Origin of the sequence: Streptomyces winkii (genome assembly GCF_032248595.1) — a bacterium.
Taxonomy (GTDB): Bacteria; Actinomycetota; Actinomycetes; order Streptomycetales; family Streptomycetaceae; genus Streptomyces; species Streptomyces winkii.
In genome coordinates this window covers 57,102-72,701 of sequence record NZ_JASTTH010000009.1, presented here as the reverse complement: position 1 = coordinate 72,701, position 15,600 = coordinate 57,102, and the positions used below count along the sequence as shown (strand labels likewise).

The 15,600-nt window shown below is 71.7% G+C and carries 12 protein-coding genes; 11 read left to right on the top strand and 1 reads right to left on the bottom strand.

The window, feature by feature from the left end:
- Positions 1-221 precede the first annotated feature (221 nt).
- From QQM67_RS25790 to QQM67_RS25780, 3 genes are all read left to right on the top strand, one after another.
- Positions 222-1,676, top strand: coding sequence for an aldehyde dehydrogenase family protein (locus tag QQM67_RS25790; RefSeq protein ID WP_314176967.1), 1,455 nt, complete (start codon positions 222-224; stop codon positions 1,674-1,676).
- Between the two features lie 233 nt (positions 1,677-1,909).
- The gene (locus QQM67_RS25785; RefSeq protein ID WP_314176964.1) at positions 1,910-2,872 is read left to right on the top strand and encodes a phosphotriesterase family protein; all 963 of its coding nucleotides are present in this window, start codon (positions 1,910-1,912) and stop codon (positions 2,870-2,872) included.
- A 3-nt stretch (positions 2,873-2,875) separates the two neighbouring features.
- Positions 2,876-3,643: a metallophosphoesterase gene (locus tag QQM67_RS25780; protein ID WP_314176962.1), complete on the top strand. Its 768-nt coding sequence runs from the start codon at positions 2,876-2,878 to the stop codon at positions 3,641-3,643.
- 28 nt (positions 3,644-3,671) lie between these two features.
- Here the strand turns inward: QQM67_RS25780 and QQM67_RS25775 are convergent, their stop codons facing one another.
- Positions 3,672-4,205, bottom strand: coding sequence for a PadR family transcriptional regulator (locus QQM67_RS25775; RefSeq protein WP_314176960.1), 534 nt, complete (start codon positions 4,203-4,205; stop codon positions 3,672-3,674).
- Between the two features lie 94 nt (positions 4,206-4,299).
- Here QQM67_RS25775 and QQM67_RS25770 point away from each other — a divergent pair, with 94 nt between their 5' ends.
- From QQM67_RS25770 to QQM67_RS25735, 8 genes are all read left to right on the top strand, one after another.
- Positions 4,300-5,766, top strand: coding sequence for a carotenoid oxygenase family protein (locus QQM67_RS25770; protein ID WP_314176958.1), 1,467 nt, complete (start codon positions 4,300-4,302; stop codon positions 5,764-5,766).
- Positions 5,767-6,032: 266 nt separating this feature from the next.
- On the top strand, positions 6,033-7,946 hold the full coding sequence (locus QQM67_RS25765; RefSeq protein ID WP_314177463.1) for an acyl-CoA dehydrogenase family protein: 1,914 nt from the start codon (positions 6,033-6,035) through the stop codon (positions 7,944-7,946).
- 195 nt (positions 7,947-8,141) lie between these two features.
- A complete protein-coding gene (dxr, locus tag QQM67_RS25760) occupies positions 8,142-9,392 on the top strand; it encodes a 1-deoxy-D-xylulose-5-phosphate reductoisomerase (protein ID WP_314176956.1) in 1,251 nt (416 codons plus the stop codon).
- Entirely contained in the window at positions 9,389-10,693 is a 1,305-nt protein-coding gene (locus QQM67_RS25755; protein WP_314176954.1) for a M50 family metallopeptidase, read from the top strand. Before dxr ends, QQM67_RS25755 begins: the two co-directional genes overlap by 4 nt.
- Positions 10,694-10,884: 191 nt before the next feature.
- Complete coding sequence (gene ispG / locus QQM67_RS25750) at positions 10,885-12,048, top strand: flavodoxin-dependent (E)-4-hydroxy-3-methylbut-2-enyl-diphosphate synthase (RefSeq protein ID WP_314176952.1); 1,164 nt, start codon at positions 10,885-10,887, stop codon at positions 12,046-12,048.
- A gap of 172 nt (positions 12,049-12,220) precedes the next feature.
- The gene (locus QQM67_RS25745; protein WP_314176951.1) at positions 12,221-13,066 is read left to right on the top strand and encodes a GNAT family N-acetyltransferase; all 846 of its coding nucleotides are present in this window, start codon (positions 12,221-12,223) and stop codon (positions 13,064-13,066) included.
- 90 nt (positions 13,067-13,156) lie between these two features.
- Positions 13,157-13,729: a GNAT family N-acetyltransferase gene (locus tag QQM67_RS25740; RefSeq protein WP_314176948.1), complete on the top strand. Its 573-nt coding sequence runs from the start codon at positions 13,157-13,159 to the stop codon at positions 13,727-13,729.
- A gap of 138 nt (positions 13,730-13,867) precedes the next feature.
- Positions 13,868-15,580, top strand: a complete 1,713-nt coding sequence (locus tag QQM67_RS25735) for a proline--tRNA ligase (protein WP_314176946.1) — start codon at positions 13,868-13,870, stop codon at positions 15,578-15,580.
- The last annotated feature ends 20 nt before the right edge of the window (positions 15,581-15,600 follow it).

The window sequence follows — 15,600 nt, the reverse complement described above, 5'->3', positions numbered from 1 at the left end:
GCCAATCCGTACTGTGCCGAGCCGCGAGTGCTACGCGCCGGACAAGAAAGACCGGTCTCCGCAGGCCCTACCGTTGGCAGAGGACAGCCGGATGAGGACAACCGGCCGGTGCTGCCCGTACCGGCCGCACCGCATCCCGTCCGTGACGTTCCACGGACCCGGCGCTCCACAGACTCATCGACACTCCCCGAAACCCACCACACCGGAAGGGCGGCCCCGCAGTGACGACAGCGACTTCCCCGCACGCGTTCTGGCTCGCCGGCCGTGAGGACACCGGCGACGACACGCTCGATGTCACCTCGCCCTGGGACGGCAGGCACGTCGGAAGCGTCAGCCTTCCCTCGGCGGCCCAGGTCGAGGAGGCCGTGGCCGCCGCTGCCGCCGTCGCGGACGAGTTCGCCGCGACTCCCGCGCACGTACGGGCCGCCGCGCTCGACCACGTGACGGCCCGCGTCCGCGAGCGCGCCGAGGAGATCGCGACCCTGATCTCGGCGGAGAACGGCAAGCCCATGAAGTGGGCGCGCGGCGAGGTCGGCCGGTGCGTCTCCGTCTTCCGCTGGGCCGCCGACGAGGCCCGGCGCTTCAACGGCGGCGAGGCGCAGCGCCTCGACTCCGACGCGGGCGGCACGGGGCGCCTCGCCTACACCCGGCGCTTCCCGTACGGTCCGGTGCTCGGCATCGCGCCCTTCAACTTCCCGCTCAACCTGTGCGCCCACAAGGTCGCGCCCGCGCTCGCCGTGGGCACCCCGATCATCCTCAAGCCGGCTCCGGCGACACCCCTGTCGGGCCTGCTGATCGGCGAGCTGCTCGCGGAGACGGACCTGCCGGCCGGCTCGTGGTCCGTGCTGCCCGTCCCCAACGACCGGATGCCCGATCTGGTCCAGGACGAGCGGCTGCCGATCATCTCCTTCACGGGCTCCGCGCCCGTCGGCTGGTCGATCCTCGACTCCGCGCCGCGCAAGCGCGTCACGCTCGAACTCGGCGGGAACGGCGCGGCGATCGTGTTGGGCGACTTCTCCTCCGAGGAGGACCTCGACTGGGCCGCGCAGCGCATCGCGACCTTCTCCAATTACCAGGCGGGCCAGTCCTGCATCTCGGTGCAGCGCGTGATCGCCGACGCCTCGGTGTACGACAGGCTCGTGCCCCGGATCGTCACCGCGATCGAGGCCCTGAACACGGGCGACCCGTCCGACCCGGCCACCGATGTCGGGCCGCTGGTGAGCGAGGACGCGGCCAAGCGCGTCGAGTCCTGGGTCGAGGAGGCCGTGTCGCGCGGCGCGAAGCTGCTCACGGGCGGCGAGCGCGAGGGCGCGACGTACGCGCCGACCGTGCTGGAGAACGTCGCCGAGGACACCCAGATCGGCTGCGAGGAGGTCTTCGGGCCGGTCATGTCGCTGACGAAGGTGGACAGCGAGGAGGAGGCGTTCGCCGCGGCCAACTCCTCCAAGTACGGCCTCCAGGCAGGCCTGTTCACGCACGACATCCAGGCCGCGTTCCGCGCGCACCGCGCGCTGGAGATGGGCGGCGTCATCGTCGGCGACGTCCCGTCCTACCGCGCGGACCAGATGCCGTACGGCGGCGCGAAGCAGTCGGGCGTGGGCCGTGAGGGCGTCCGCTTCGCGATGGAGGACTACACGTACGAGCGCGTGATGGTGCTCACGGGCCTGGAGCTCTGACCGGGAGCAGGCCGGCACTCACGCTGCCGCCACGCGCGGCTCACGCCTCAACGGGCAGGCGCCGGGGCGCACTCGCGCGCCCCGGCGCCTGCCCATGCCCATGCATCCGCCCGCGCGTCTGTCCGCCCTCGCGCGCGGCGCACGTCCCGCGGCGCACGTCCCCCGCCGCACGTCCCGCGGTGCACCATGTCCCTACCGGTACGACGTTCCCGATGCGACCGAGGGAGGGGCCCATGAGCGGACCCGCTGGGACGGCCGGTCCGGGGCGGGGCACCGCCGTCCGTACCGTGCTCGGCGACATCGACGGCGGCGACCTCGGTCTGTGCGACGCGCACGACCATCTCTTCCTCCAGAGCCCGCAGTCGCCCGGCCAGGAGCTCGACGACCTGGACGCCGCCGAGGCGGAACTGCGGGCCTTCGCCGGGGCCGGGGGCCGGGCCGTCGTGCAGTGGACTCCCCACGGCATGGGACGGCGCACGGGCGCGCTCGCGGAGCTGGCCCGCCGCACCGGTACGCATCTGATCGCCGCGACCGGGGTGCACCAGGCGGCGCACCACCGCGCCGGCCCGGTGATCCCCGGACGGCAGAACACCGCGGAGGGCCTCGCCGAGCTCTTCACCGAGGAGCTGACCCGCGGAGTACGGGGAAGCATCTGCGGCCAGGCGCCCCGCGCCGGAGTGATCAAGGTCGCCGGGGGCTTCCACGGCCTCGACGAGCACGCACGCCGTACGCTCCACGCCGCGGCGGAGGCCCACCACGCCACGGACGCCCCCGTCGCCGTGCATCTGGAGGGCGGGACCGCGGGCCCCGAAGTCCTCGATCTGCTCTGCGAGGAGCGAGCGGTGCCCCCTCACCGGGTGCTGCTCGGACACGTGGGCCGCTGCCCCGACGTCCGGCTGCACAGGGAGCTCGCGAGCCGCGGCGCGTGGCTCGTCTTCGACGGCCCCTCGCGCGCGCACCACGCGACGGACTGGCGGCTGTCCGACTGCCTCGCGGCGCTCGCCGAACACGGTCACGGGGACCGCGTCATGCTCGGCGGCGACACCACGACCGCGGCGGCGCGCGGCGCACCGGGCATGGCGTATCTGCCCCGCACGCTGCTGCCGCGCCTCGCCCGCGAGTTGGGCACGGAGTTCGCGCAGCGGCTTTTCGTCCACAACCCCGCACGCGCCTTCGCGGCCGACTGGAAAGGGTGAGGAATGTTCGTCTTCGCGCACATCAGCGACATACACATCGGCCAGGACCGGCAGGACGGCGGCCTGCGCGCACTCGAACGCACCGAACGAGTCCTGCGCTACCTCGACGGCCTGCCCGGCGAGCTGGACGCCGTGGTCCTCACCGGCGACGTCGCCGACCACGGCGCACCCGAGGAGTACGAGCAGGTCACGAAGGCGCTCGACGGCTCCCGGCACACGCCGCTGCACTGCCCCGGCAACCACGACGCACGCGGCCCCTACCGCGCCGCCCTGCTCGGCGGCGACCCCGCCGACTCCTCACCGGTCAATCAGCTGCACGTACTGCCTGGTGCCGTCTTCGCGATGTGCGACAGCAGCATCCCGGGCCGCGGCGACGGCTATCTCGACGACGCCACGCTCGCCTGGCTCGACGGCGCCCTCGCCGAGGCGCCGCACGACAGGCCGGCGTTCGTCTGCTTCCACCACCCGCCGCTGCCGCTGCACGGCCAGTACGTCGACCCGATCCGGCAGTTCGGCGGCGACCGCCTCGCCGTCGTCGTCGAACGCCACCCGCATGTGGCCGGACTGCTGTGCGGGCACAGCCACACCCCGGCCGTCACGACGTTCGCCGGGCGGCCGCTGGTCGCCGCGCCCGGCGTCGTGTCGACACTGCGGATGCCGTGGGAGGGCGAGCAGGACGGGCCGCTCGACTACGCCCTGCCGCCGATGCTCGCGTTCCACGTCCACGACGACGAGGGGCGCCTGACGACGCACTTCCGCGTGGTGCCCTGAGCCGCTCCGCGAACCCCGCCGCGGGCGGTCATCCGTCCGGGCCGCGCCCGCCGGAGAGGATCGACGGCAGCTCGTCCATCCAGTCCAGCACGGCCTGTTCGTAGCGCAGCCCAAAGGCGAGCGTGGCCTTCTCGTACGGGTCGAGGCCGTCCGCCTCGCAGGTCTCCCGGTAGCGCCGGAGCCTGGACTCGTGGACCGCGCGGTGCTCCGCGACGAACTCCAGCAGGCGCTCCCGTTCGAGCATCGAGCCGAACGCCATGGTGAGCAGCAGCGGGTAGCGGATCTGCTCTCCTCCGGGCGGCCGGGCCAGCCACTCGGCGAAGGCCGCGCGGCCGGCGTCGGTCAGCCGGTACGGCTGCCGGGACCTGGGCCCGACGGGCTCCGCCCGTACGAGACCGCGGTCGGCCAGCGCGCTCAGCTCCCGGTAGACCTGGCTGCGGGTCAGGGTCCAGAAGTCGCCGATCAACTCGGTTGCCGTGCGCACCAGTTCGTACCCGCTCGCCTCCCCGTCGTGCAGAAAGCCGAGCAGCGCCGCGGCGGTCGGATTGAGATCGGCGGCCATACCCGTTCCCCTTACTCGTTTCCCCTTGACGTTCCACTGTGGACGGTGGTCTCATCGAATACGACAGTCCACAGTGTCATGTCGGAGGTGCGGAATGAACACGGGGACGTCCGAGGGCTTCGCGGCGGGGTTCCGCAGTCTCGACGACGAGGTGTCGGTCGAGGACCTCCCGGTGAAGGGGGAACTGCCCGGCTGGCTGAACGGCACGCTGCTGCGCAACGGCCCTGCGAAGTTCGAGGCGGGGGACGCGGCGTTCCGGCACTGGTTCGACGGCCAGGCGATGCTGCACCGCTTCGCGGTCGCCGACGGCCGCGTCTCGTACGCGAACCGCTTCGTCGACACCCCGAGCAGCCGCGCCGTGCGGGAGTCGGGGCGCATCGGCTTCCCCGAGTTCGCCACCGACCCGTGCCGTTCGCTCTTCGCCCGCGTCTTCACGCGCTTCGCCGGCGGCGGCCCGAGCGTGCAGAACCCGAACGTCAGCGTCGCGCGCATGGGCGAGCGATACGTGGCACTGACCGAGACGCCGCTGCCGGTCGAGTTCGATCCGGAGACCCTCGCGACCGTCGGCGCGGTGACCTACGACGACTCGCTGGCGGGACAGACCGCCACCGCCCACCCCCACCAGGACCCGGTCAGCGGCGACCTGCTCAACCAGATGACGCGCTTCGCCCGGCACAGCGAGTACCGCGTCTACCGCCAGAGGCAGCCGGGCACGGCACGCGAACTGCTCGGCCGCCACCCGGTCGAGCGTCCCGGGTACATGCACAGCTTCGGCGTCAGCGAACGGTACGTGGTGCTGGCCGAGTTCCCGATCGTGGTGAACCCGCTGAGCCTGCTGCTGAGCGGGCGCCCGTTCATCGAGAACTACCGCTGGCAGCCAGAGCGCGGCGCCCGCTTCATCGTCTTCGACCGCCGGGAGGGCGGCGTCCGCGGGGTGTACGAGACGGAGGCGTTCTTCGCCTTCCACCACATCAACGCGTGGGACGACGGGGGAGACGGGACAGACGGCGAGGACGGTCAGGAACTCGTCGTCGACCTCTGCGCGTACGACGACGCCTCGATCATCGACGCCCTCTACCTGGACAGGCTGCGTGCCGGGTCCGGGCCGCCGTACGCACGGCCCGTCCGCTACCGGATCGATCTCTCCGGCGGCGGCGTGGAGCGGGAAGTGCTCTCCGACGCGGCCATGGAGCTGCCGCGCATCGACTACGAGCGATGCAACGGCCGCCCGTACCGCTTCGCCTACGGAGTCGGCCTGCGCGACGGGCGCGACGCGGGGTTCCCCGATCAGCTCGTCAAGCTCGACACCCGCACGCGAGCGGTGCGCACGTGGGCGGAGGACGGCTGCTATCCGGGGGAGCCGGTCTTCGTCGCGGCGCCGGACGCCGCGGAGGAGGACGAGGGCGTGGTGCTGTCCGTCGTCCTCGACTCGGCGGCCGGCTCGTCCTTCCTGCTGGCCCTGGACGCCCGTACGTTCGGCGTGCTGGCGCGCTCGCACGTGCCGCACGCCATCCCGTTCGGCTTCCACGGACTCTTCACCGGGGGCGGCGGGCGCCGCTGACGCCGCGGACCCGGGGCCGCGCTCCGGGTGCCCCACGGGGGTGGGCATCCGGCCGCGCGCACCGGCGCCGCCGGCGCGCGGCTCCGCGGCCGCGAACGGCCGTGTGCAGGCCGAGAGTCGGCGCATGCCGGACACCGCGTGCGGGGAGTCTGGTACGCACCGGATGAATCGGGTACATACGAGCGAGTAGCACCGGCCGGTAGTGCGCGGCGTCAGACGGCGCCGCACGGCGTTCCCTGTCCCTACCACGCGGCGAGATGAGTGAGATGACTGTCTCCGAGCGCGAAGCCCGAGAAGTAGCCGAGGCCGCACGCGAACAGGACTGGCGCAAGCCGAGCTTCGCCAAGGAGATGTTCCTGGGCCGCTTCCGGCTGGACCTGATCCACCCCCATCCGGAACCGCCCGCCGAGGACGTGCGGCGCGGCGAGGAGTTCCTCACGAAGCTGCGCGACTTCTGCGAGACGACGATCGACGGCGCCCGCATCGAACGCGAGGACCGCATCCCCGACGAGGTCGTCGCCGGGCTCAAGGACATCGGCGCGTTCGGCATGAAGGTCGGCCCCGAATACGGCGGCCTCGGCCTCACGCAGGTCTACTACAACAAGGCGCTGGCCATGGTCAGCACCGCCAACCCGGCCGTCGGCGCGCTGCTCTCCGCGCACCAGTCGATCGGGGTGCCGCAGCCGCTGAAGATGTTCGGGACGCAGGAGCAGAAGGACGCCTTCCTGCCGCGCTGCGCCCGTACGGACATCTCCGCGTTCCTGCTCACGGAGCCGGACGTCGGCTCGGACCCGGCGCGGCTGGCGACGACCGCCGTACCCGACGGCGACGACTACGTCCTCGACGGCGTCAAGCTCTGGACGACGAACGGCGTCGTCGCCGACCTCCTCGTCGTCATGGCCCGGGTGCCGAAGTCGGAGGGCCACCGGGGCGGCATCACGGCCTTCGTCGTCGAGGGCGGCTCCGAGGGCATCACGGTCGAGAACCGCAACAGCTTCATGGGCCTGCGCGGCCTGGAGAACGGCGTCACGCGCCTCCACCAGGTGCGCGTCCCGGCGGCCAACCGCATCGGCAAGGAGGGCGAAGGCCTCAAGATCGCCCTCACCACCCTCAACACCGGGCGGCTCTCCCTTCCGGCCACCTGCGTCGGCGCGGGCAAGTGGTGCCTGAAGGTGGCGCGCGAGTGGGGCGAGGCGCGCGTCCAGTGGGGCCGTCCGGTCGCCAGGCACGAGGCCGTCGGCAGCAAGATGTCGTTCATCGCCGCGACGACGTTCGCGCTGGAGGCGGTGCTCGACCTCTCCAGCCAGATGGCCGACGAGGAGCGCAACGACATCCGCATCGAGGCCGCGCTGGCCAAGCTGTACGGCAGCGAGATGGCGTGGCTGATGGCCGACGAACTCGTCCAGATCCGCGGCGGGCGGGGCTTCGAGACGGCCGAGTCGCTCGCGGCGCGCGGCGAGCGCGGCGTACCGGCGGAGCAGCTGCTGCGCGATCTGCGCATCAACCGGATCTTCGAGGGCTCGACGGAGATCATGCATCTCCTCATCGCGCGCGAGGCCGTCGACGCCCACCTGGCCGTGGCCGGCGACCTGATCGACCCGGACAAGACGCTCTCCGACAAGGGCCGCGCCGCGATGGCGGCCGGCGGCTTCTACGCACGCTGGCTGCCCAAACTCGTCGCGGGCCCGGGCCAGTTGCCGGGCACCTACCCCGACTTCGGCGAACTCGCGGTGCATCTGCGCTACGTGGAGCGCACCTCGCGCAAGCTGGCCCGCTCCACGTTCTACGCCATGTCGCGCTGGCAGGGCCGCATGGAGACCAAGCAGGGCTTCCTCGGGCGCATCGTGGACATCGGCGCCGAGCTGTTCGCGATGAGCGCCGCGTGCGTACGGGCGGAGAAGCTGCGGCGCGACGCCCTCAGCAGCGGGCCCGACGGCAGGGCGCCGTACCAGCTGGCCGACGTCTTCTGCCGCCAGGCGAGGGTGCGCGTCGAGGAGCTCTTCGGGCGGCTGTGGCACAACACGGACGACCTGGACCGCAAGGTCGTCAACGGCATCCTCGACGGCGCCTACACGTGGCTGGAGGACGGCGTCATCGACTCCTCGTCCGACGGCCCGTGGATCTCGGAGGCGGTTCCCGGCCCGTCGAAGAAGAAGAACGTGCACAGGCGCATCAACTGACGGCGGTGGACGGCACGTCCGACCGCCGCGGGAGGGGGTGGGCGCCCGGCGCGGCATCGCGCGCCGGGCGCTCGCGGCGCCCGCGGCGTCCGCGGACGCTCCGCACGCATCGACCCGCGCCGTTCGCCCGGTCGGCACCGCATCCTCACGGAAGGCGGTGAACCCGGCGGCCCGATCAGCCGTCAGAATGGGTCCATGACCGAACCCCTCGCTGACCCGCACCTGCGGCCCTCCGGACCGCCGAGCGTGCCGGACGGACCGCGCGACATCGTCATCCTCGGATCGACCGGCTCCATCGGCACCCAGGCGGTCGACGTCGTACTGGCGAATCCCGGCCGCTTCCGCGTCACCGGCCTCTCGGCCGCGGGCAGCAGGCTGGAGCTGCTGGCCGGGCAGGCACACCGGCTCCAGGTGCGGACCGTCGCGATCTCCCGTGAGGACAAGGTCGGGCAGATGCGGCAGGCGCTGCGCGCCGAGTACGGGCCGGGGGAGCCGGTCCCCGAGGTCCTCGCCGGGCCGGACGCGGCCACCGAGCTGGCGGCGAGCGAGTGCCACACGGTGCTCAACGGCATCACGGGCTCCATCGGACTGGCGCCGACCCTCGCCGCCCTGGAGGCGGGACGGATGCTGGCCCTCGCGAACAAGGAGTCGCTGATCGTCGGCGGCCCCCTGGTGCGGGCGCTGGCGGCACCCGGCCAGATCGTGCCCGTCGACTCCGAGCACTCGGCGCTCTTCCAGGCCCTGATGTCCGGCACGCACGCCGAAGTGCGCAAGCTGCTGGTCACCGCCTCGGGCGGCCCGTTCCGCGGACGTACGAAGGCGGCACTCGCCGACGTCACGCCCAAGGAGGCCCTCGCCCACCCCACGTGGGACATGGGCCCGGTGATCACCGTCAACTCGGCGACGCTCGTCAACAAGGGGCTGGAGGTCATCGAGGCCCATCTGCTCTACGGCCTGCCCTTCGACCGGATCGAGGTCGTCGTGCACCCGCAGTCGGCGGTGCACTCGATGGTGGAGTTCGCCGACGGCTCGACCCTCGCCCAGTGCGGCCCCCCGGACATGCGGCTCCCGATCGCGCTGGGGATCGGATGGCCCGAGCGGGTGCCGGACGCCGGTCCGGTCTTCGACTGGTCGCGGGCGATGTCCTGGGACTTCTTCCCGCTGGACGCCGACGCGTTCCCGGCGGTGCCGCTCGCCTTCGAGGTGGGGCGCTCGGGAGGCACGGCGCCCGCCGTCTACAACGCGGCGAACGAGGAGTGCGTGGAGGCGTTCTTGAGCGGAAGGCTGCCGTTCCCCGGCATCGTGGATACGGTTGCGGCTGTGGTCGAGGAGCACGGGACGCCCCGCGCGGCGGCGCTGACGCTCGACGATGTCCTCGACGCGGAGACCTGGGCGCGAGAGCGCGCCCGTGAACTGGCGACGGCAGCAGCGGAGGCCCGCGCATGACGACCCTCATGACGATTCTCGGCATAGTCGTCTTCATCGTCGGTCTGCTCTTCTCCATCGCCTGGCACGAGTTGGGGCACCTGTCGACGGCGAAGATGTTCGGCATCCGCGTGCCGCAGTACATGGTGGGCTTCGGGCCGACGATCTTCTCCCGCCACAGGGGCGAGACGGAGTACGGCGTCAAGGCGGTGCCCCTCGGCGGCTACATCCGCATGATCGGCATGTTCCCGCCGGGCGAGGACGGGACGCTGCGCAAGCGGTCGACCTCTCCGTTCCGCGGCATGATCGAGGACGCGCGGGCCGCGGCCTTCGAGGAGCTGAAGCCGGGCGACGAGAAGCGGCTGTTCTACACGCGGGCGCCCTGGAAGCGCGTCATCGTGATGTTCGCCGGCCCGTTCATGAACCTGATCCTGGCCGTCGTGATCTTCCTCGTCGTGCTGATGTCCTTCGGCATCAACACCCAGACCACGACGGTCTCCTCCGTGTCCAAGTGCGTCATCCCGGCGTCGGCGAAGACCGACAAGTGCCCGTCCGGGGCGAAGGACTCACCGGCCAAGGCCGCCGGCCTGCTGCCGGGCGACAAGATCGTGGCCTTCGACGGCGCACGCGTCGCCGAATGGGGCAACCTCCAGCAGGCGATCCGGGACACCACCGGGCCCGCCACCATCACCGTCCAGCGCGACGGGGAGCGCAAGACGCTCCAGGCCGACCTGATCCCGAACAAGGTCGCCAAGTCCGACGGCCGCGGCGGCTATGTCGAGGGCGAGTACGTCACGGCCGGCTTCCTCGGCTTCACTCCGGCCAGCGGCGTGGTGCAGCAGACCTTCCCGCAGTCCGTGGACCGGATGGGCGACATGATGGCCTCGGGCGTCCAGGCGCTCGTCGCGCTCCCGTCGAAGGTCCCCGATCTGTGGAACGCCGCGTTCGACGGCGGCGAGCGCAAGCAGGACTCCCCGATGGGCGTCGTGGGCGCGGCCCGGGTCGGCGGCGAGGTCTTCTCGCTCGACATCCCGCCGACGCAGCGGGTGGCGACGATGCTCTTCCTGGTCGCGGGCTTCAACCTGTCGCTGTTCCTGTTCAACATGCTGCCGCTGCTGCCCCTGGACGGAGGCCACATCGCGGGCGCCCTGTGGGAGTCGGTGCGGCGGGCCTTCGCGAGGGTCTTCCGGCGACCCGACCCCGGCCCGTTCGACGTGGCGAAGCTGATGCCCGTCGCGTACGTCGTCGCCGGGATATTCATCTGCTTCACGCTGCTGGTGCTGGTCGCGGACGTGGTCAACCCCGTCAGACTCGCCGGATAGCGCGGCTCGGCCCGCGGGGGCCGGAAGGTGCCGTGACGTGCCATCCGGGCGGGTTTTGTCCCTGTATGTACGCCTTGGTCCGATATCGGGAGAGGGATGTGCTCGTACGGGTGGCGGTGCCGTAATCTCAGGGGCTGGAGCCCGTCGATCTCTCGGGACTTCTCGATTCACACCTTGGGGTTGCACGCCTGATGACAGCGACAGCGATTTCGCTCGGAATGCCGGACGTACCGACCAAGCTCACGGACCGCCGCAAGAGCCGGAAGATCCATGTGGGCCCGGTGGCGGTCGGCGGTGACGCCCCCGTGTCCGTCCAGTCGATGACCACGACCCGCACGGCCGACATCGGCTCCACGCTCCAGCAGATCGCCGAACTGACGGCGTCCGGCTGCCAGATCGTGCGCGTGGCCTGCCCCACGCAGGAGGACGCCGACGCGCTGTCCACGATCGCGAGCAAGTCGCAGATCCCCGTGATCGCCGACATCCACTTCCAGCCGAAGTACGTCTTCGCCGCGATCGACGCGGGCTGCGCCGCGGTCCGCGTCAACCCGGGCAACATCAAGCAGTTCGACGACAAGGTCAGGGAGATCGCGCAGGCCGCCTCCGCCGCCGGAATCCCCATCCGCATCGGCGTCAACGCGGGCTCGCTCGACAAGCGGCTGCTTCAGAAGTACGGCAAGGCCACCCCGGAGGCGCTCGTCGAGTCCGCGCTGTGGGAGTGCTCCCTCTTCGAGGAGCACGGCTTCCGCGACATCAAGATCTCGGTCAAGCACAACGACCCGGTCGTCATGATCAATGCCTACCGGCAGCTCGCGGCGCAGTGCGACTACCCCCTCCACCTCGGCGTCACCGAGGCCGGCCCCGCCTTCCAGGGCACGATCAAGTCGTCCGTCGCCTTCGGCGCCCTGCTGGCCGAGGGGATCGGCGACACCATCCGCGTCTCGCTCTCCGCGCCCCCGGCCGAGGAGTGCAAGGTCGGCATCTCGATCCTGGAGTCGCTCGGCCTGCGCCAGCGCCGACTGGAGATCGTCTCCTGCCCCTCCTGCGGCCGTGCCCAGGTGGACGTCTACAAGCTGGCCGACGAGGTCACCGCCGGTCTGGAGGGCATGGAGGTCCCGCTGCGGGTCGCCGTCATGGGATGCGTCGTCAACGGGCCGGGCGAGGCCCGCGAGGCGGACCTCGGCGTCGCCTCCGGCAACGGCAAGGGCCAGATCTTCGTCAAGGGCGAGGTCATCAAGACCGTCCCCGAGTCGAAGATCGTCGAGACGCTCATCGACGAGGCGATGAAGATCGCGGAGCAGATGGAGAAGGACGGCGTCGCCTCCGGCGAACCGCAGGTCGCCGTCAGCGGCTGAGCCGCAGCGCAGCCGCACGCACACGTGTCCAGCCCGGGCCGCGGCGCCCGGGCCCCGTGCCCCCACCGCCCCGCGCCGAGGTGCGCCGTACCGGTGCGCGGTAAGGTCGGAGAGCGCCCACTCCCCATCGCTTCCGTCCCCAGGGGCACGTCACGGTGAGGCAGCCGACACGTTGTTGACCACCACCTCCACCAGGGTTGTCGACCCGGCCGAACTCGACGACGTACTCGCGCTGCTGCATCGCGAGCCGGTGAACAACGCCTTCATCGCCTCCCGCGTGCAGACCGCCGGGCTCGACGCGCTGCGCCTCGGCGGCGAGATGTGGGGCTGGTACCAGCGGGGGCGGCTGAAGTCTCTCTGCTACGCCGGAGCCAACCTCGTACCGCTGTGCGCCGGGCCGGAGGCCGTCCGCGCCTTCGCCGAACGGGCGCGGCGGCAGGGGCGCCGCTGCTCCTCCATCGTCGGCCCCGCGGAATCCACGGCAGCCCTGTGGTCGTACCTCGAACCGCACTGGGGTCCCGCCCGCGAGGTCCGCCACCGGCAGCCGCTCATGATCGCCACGGAGGTCCCGGGGGACGTCAGGCCCGACCCGCTCGTGCGCCGCATCCGCAAGGACGAGATGGAGCTCGTCCTGCCCGCGTGCGTGCAGATGTTCACCGAGGAGGTCGGCGTCTCGCCGCTCGCGGGGGACGGCGGCCTGGTGTACCAGTCGCGAGTGGCCGAACTCGTCGGCTCCGGGCGCTCGTTCGCCAGGGTCGAGAACGGCCGGATCGTCTTCAAGGCGGAGATCGGCGCGGCCACGCCCCACGCCTGCCAGATCCAGGGCGTCTGGGTCACGCCCGAGCGGCGCGGCGAGAGGCTGTCGGTCTTCGGCATGGCTGCGGTGCTGCGCTACGCGCTGAACGAGGTCGCGCCCCTCGTCAGCCTGTACGTCAACGACTTCAACCGGGCCGCGCGCGCCGCGTACCGGCGCGTGGGCTTCCGCGAGGTCGGCTCGTTCATGAGCGTGCTGTTCTGAGGCCCGCGGGCCGCCGAGCCCGGCCGTCCCGGCATGTGGCGTCGCAGCGCGCGGGGCCTGGGCGGCGTAACTCCTAGTAGCCTCCCGGGCATGCTGCATTCTGCCGGGGGACCGGCACCCCAGGACCCCCGCGAACCCGTGATCGGACCGCTCGACCTGGAAGCGAACGTCGACGACGCGCTCGCCGTGCAGGCCGTCGCCTTCGGGCTGAGCGACGACGAGATCGGGGTGCGGCGCCACATCGTGCTGCGGCACCTGAAGTCCCCGGGCGCGCGGGCGCTGGGAGCGCGCACGCCGGAGGGGCGGCTGATCGGCTTCGTCTACGGGATGCCCAACGACCGTACGCAGTGGTGGTCCACGGTCGTCGCGGGCTATCTGCGCGACGCGGGCTTCGAGGACTGGCTGAACGACTCCTTCGTCATCACCGAGCTCCACGTGCTCCCGCTCCACCAGCGGCGCGGCATCGGCCGCCGCCTCATCACGATGCTCACGGACACGGCCGACGAGCCGCGTTCGCTGCTCTCCGCGATCGACACCGACAGCCCCGCGCGCTCCCTCTACCACCGGCTCGGCTACCGCGATCTGGCCCGTGGCGTGCACTTCCCGAGCGCGCCGAGCCCGTACGCGGTGATGGGGGCGTGGCTGCCGCTGCGCCGTCCCTGACGCGGCGACGGGACGAGGCGGACGAGGGCACGGGCGGAAGGGACGGGCTGAGGGAATCGCATTTCCGTGCCGTGTCCCGTGCCGGATAGTCTCCTCCCCAGTTGTTCCGGCTATTTCAACCACCGCACGGAGAATTCCATGGCAGCCCGAGTCCAGCGTTTGTCCCGGTCGATGCTGAAGACACTGCGCGAGGCCCCGGCCGATGCCGAGACCCTCAGCCACAAGCTGCTGGTGCGGGCCGGATATGTGCGACGTGCGGCGGCGGGCATCTGGACGTGGCTGCCGCTCGGTCTCCAGGTGCTGGAGAACGTCACCCGGGTCGTGCGCGAGGAGATGGACGCCATCGGCGCCCAGGAGGTGCTCCTTCCCGCGCTGCTGCCCAAGGAGCCGTACGAGATCTCGGGGCGCTACGAGCAGTACGGGGATCTGCTCTTCCGCCTGGAGGACCGCAAGGGCGCCCCGTATCTGCTCGGGCCCACGCACGAGGAGATCTTCACCCAGGTCGTCAAGGACCAGTGCACGTCCTACAAGGACATGCCGGTGACGCTCTACCAGATCCAGACGAAGTACCGGGACGAGGCGCGTCCGCGCTCCGGAATCCTGCGCGGCCGCGAGTTCACGATGAAGGACGCCTACTCCTTCGACCTCTCCGACGAGGGCCTCGCCGAGTCCTACGCGCGGGAGCGCGAGGCGTACCAGCGCATCTTCGACCGCCTCGGCCTCGACTACCGCATCGTCTCCGCCGTCTCGGGCGCGATGGGCGGCTCGGCCTCCGAGGAGTTCCTCGCACCGGCCGCCGCGGGCGAGGACACCTTCGCGCAGTGCCCGTCGTGCGGCTTCGCGGCGAACACCGAGGCGCTGTCGGTCCCCGTCGTGGCCGCCGAGCCCGCCGAGCACCCCGGTGTCGAGGAGCTCGACACCCCGGACACCCCGACCATCGAGACCCTCGCCGAGTATCTGGGCGTCCCCGCCTCGGCCACGCTCAAGAACCTGCTGGTGAAGATCGACGGCGAGATCGCCGCGGTGGGCGTCCCCGGGAACCGCGAGGTGGACCTGGACAAGCTCGCCGAGCACCTCGCCCCCGCCGAGGTCGAGGTGGTCACCGCCGAGGACTTCGCCGACCGGCCCGACCTCGTACGCGGCTACGTCGGCCCCCAGGGCGGCATGGCGGGCAAGGCCTTCCGCTACATCGCGGACCCGCGCGTCGCCCCCGGCACCGAGTGGATCACCGGCGCGAACAAGCCGGACAAGCACGCGCGGCACGTGGTGTGCGGCCGCGACTTCGAGGTGGACGACTATCTGGACGTGGTCGTCGTCGAGGCCGGCGACCCCTGCCCCCGGTGCGGCTCGGGCATCGAGCTCGACAGGGCCATCGAGATCGGCCACATCTTCCAGCTCGGCCGCAAGTACACCGACGTCTTCGAGCTGGACGTGCTCGGCCAGGACGGCAAGCCCGTGCGGTTGACGATGGGCTCGTACGGGATCGGCGTGACGCGTGCTGTGGCGGCGCTCGCCGAGCAGACCGCGGACGAGCAGGGGCTGTGCTGGCCGCGGGAGATCGCGCCGGCGGACGTCCACGTCGTCGCGGCGGGCAAGGCGCTTCAGACGGAGCTCGCCGTCGACGTCGCGGAGAAGCTCGGCGCGGCCGGCGTGCGGGCGATCGTCGACGACCGTGCGGGAGTCTCGCCCGGCGTGAAGTTCACGGACGCGGAGCTGATCGGCGTCCCCTCGATCCTGATCGTGGGGCGGGGCGCCAAGGACGGGATCGTCGAGCTGAAGGACCGCCGCACCGGTGAGCGCGAGGAGCTGACCGTGGCGGACGCCGTCGCCCGTCTCTCGGCCGCGACCTGACCGTCCGGGCCGGAGAAGGC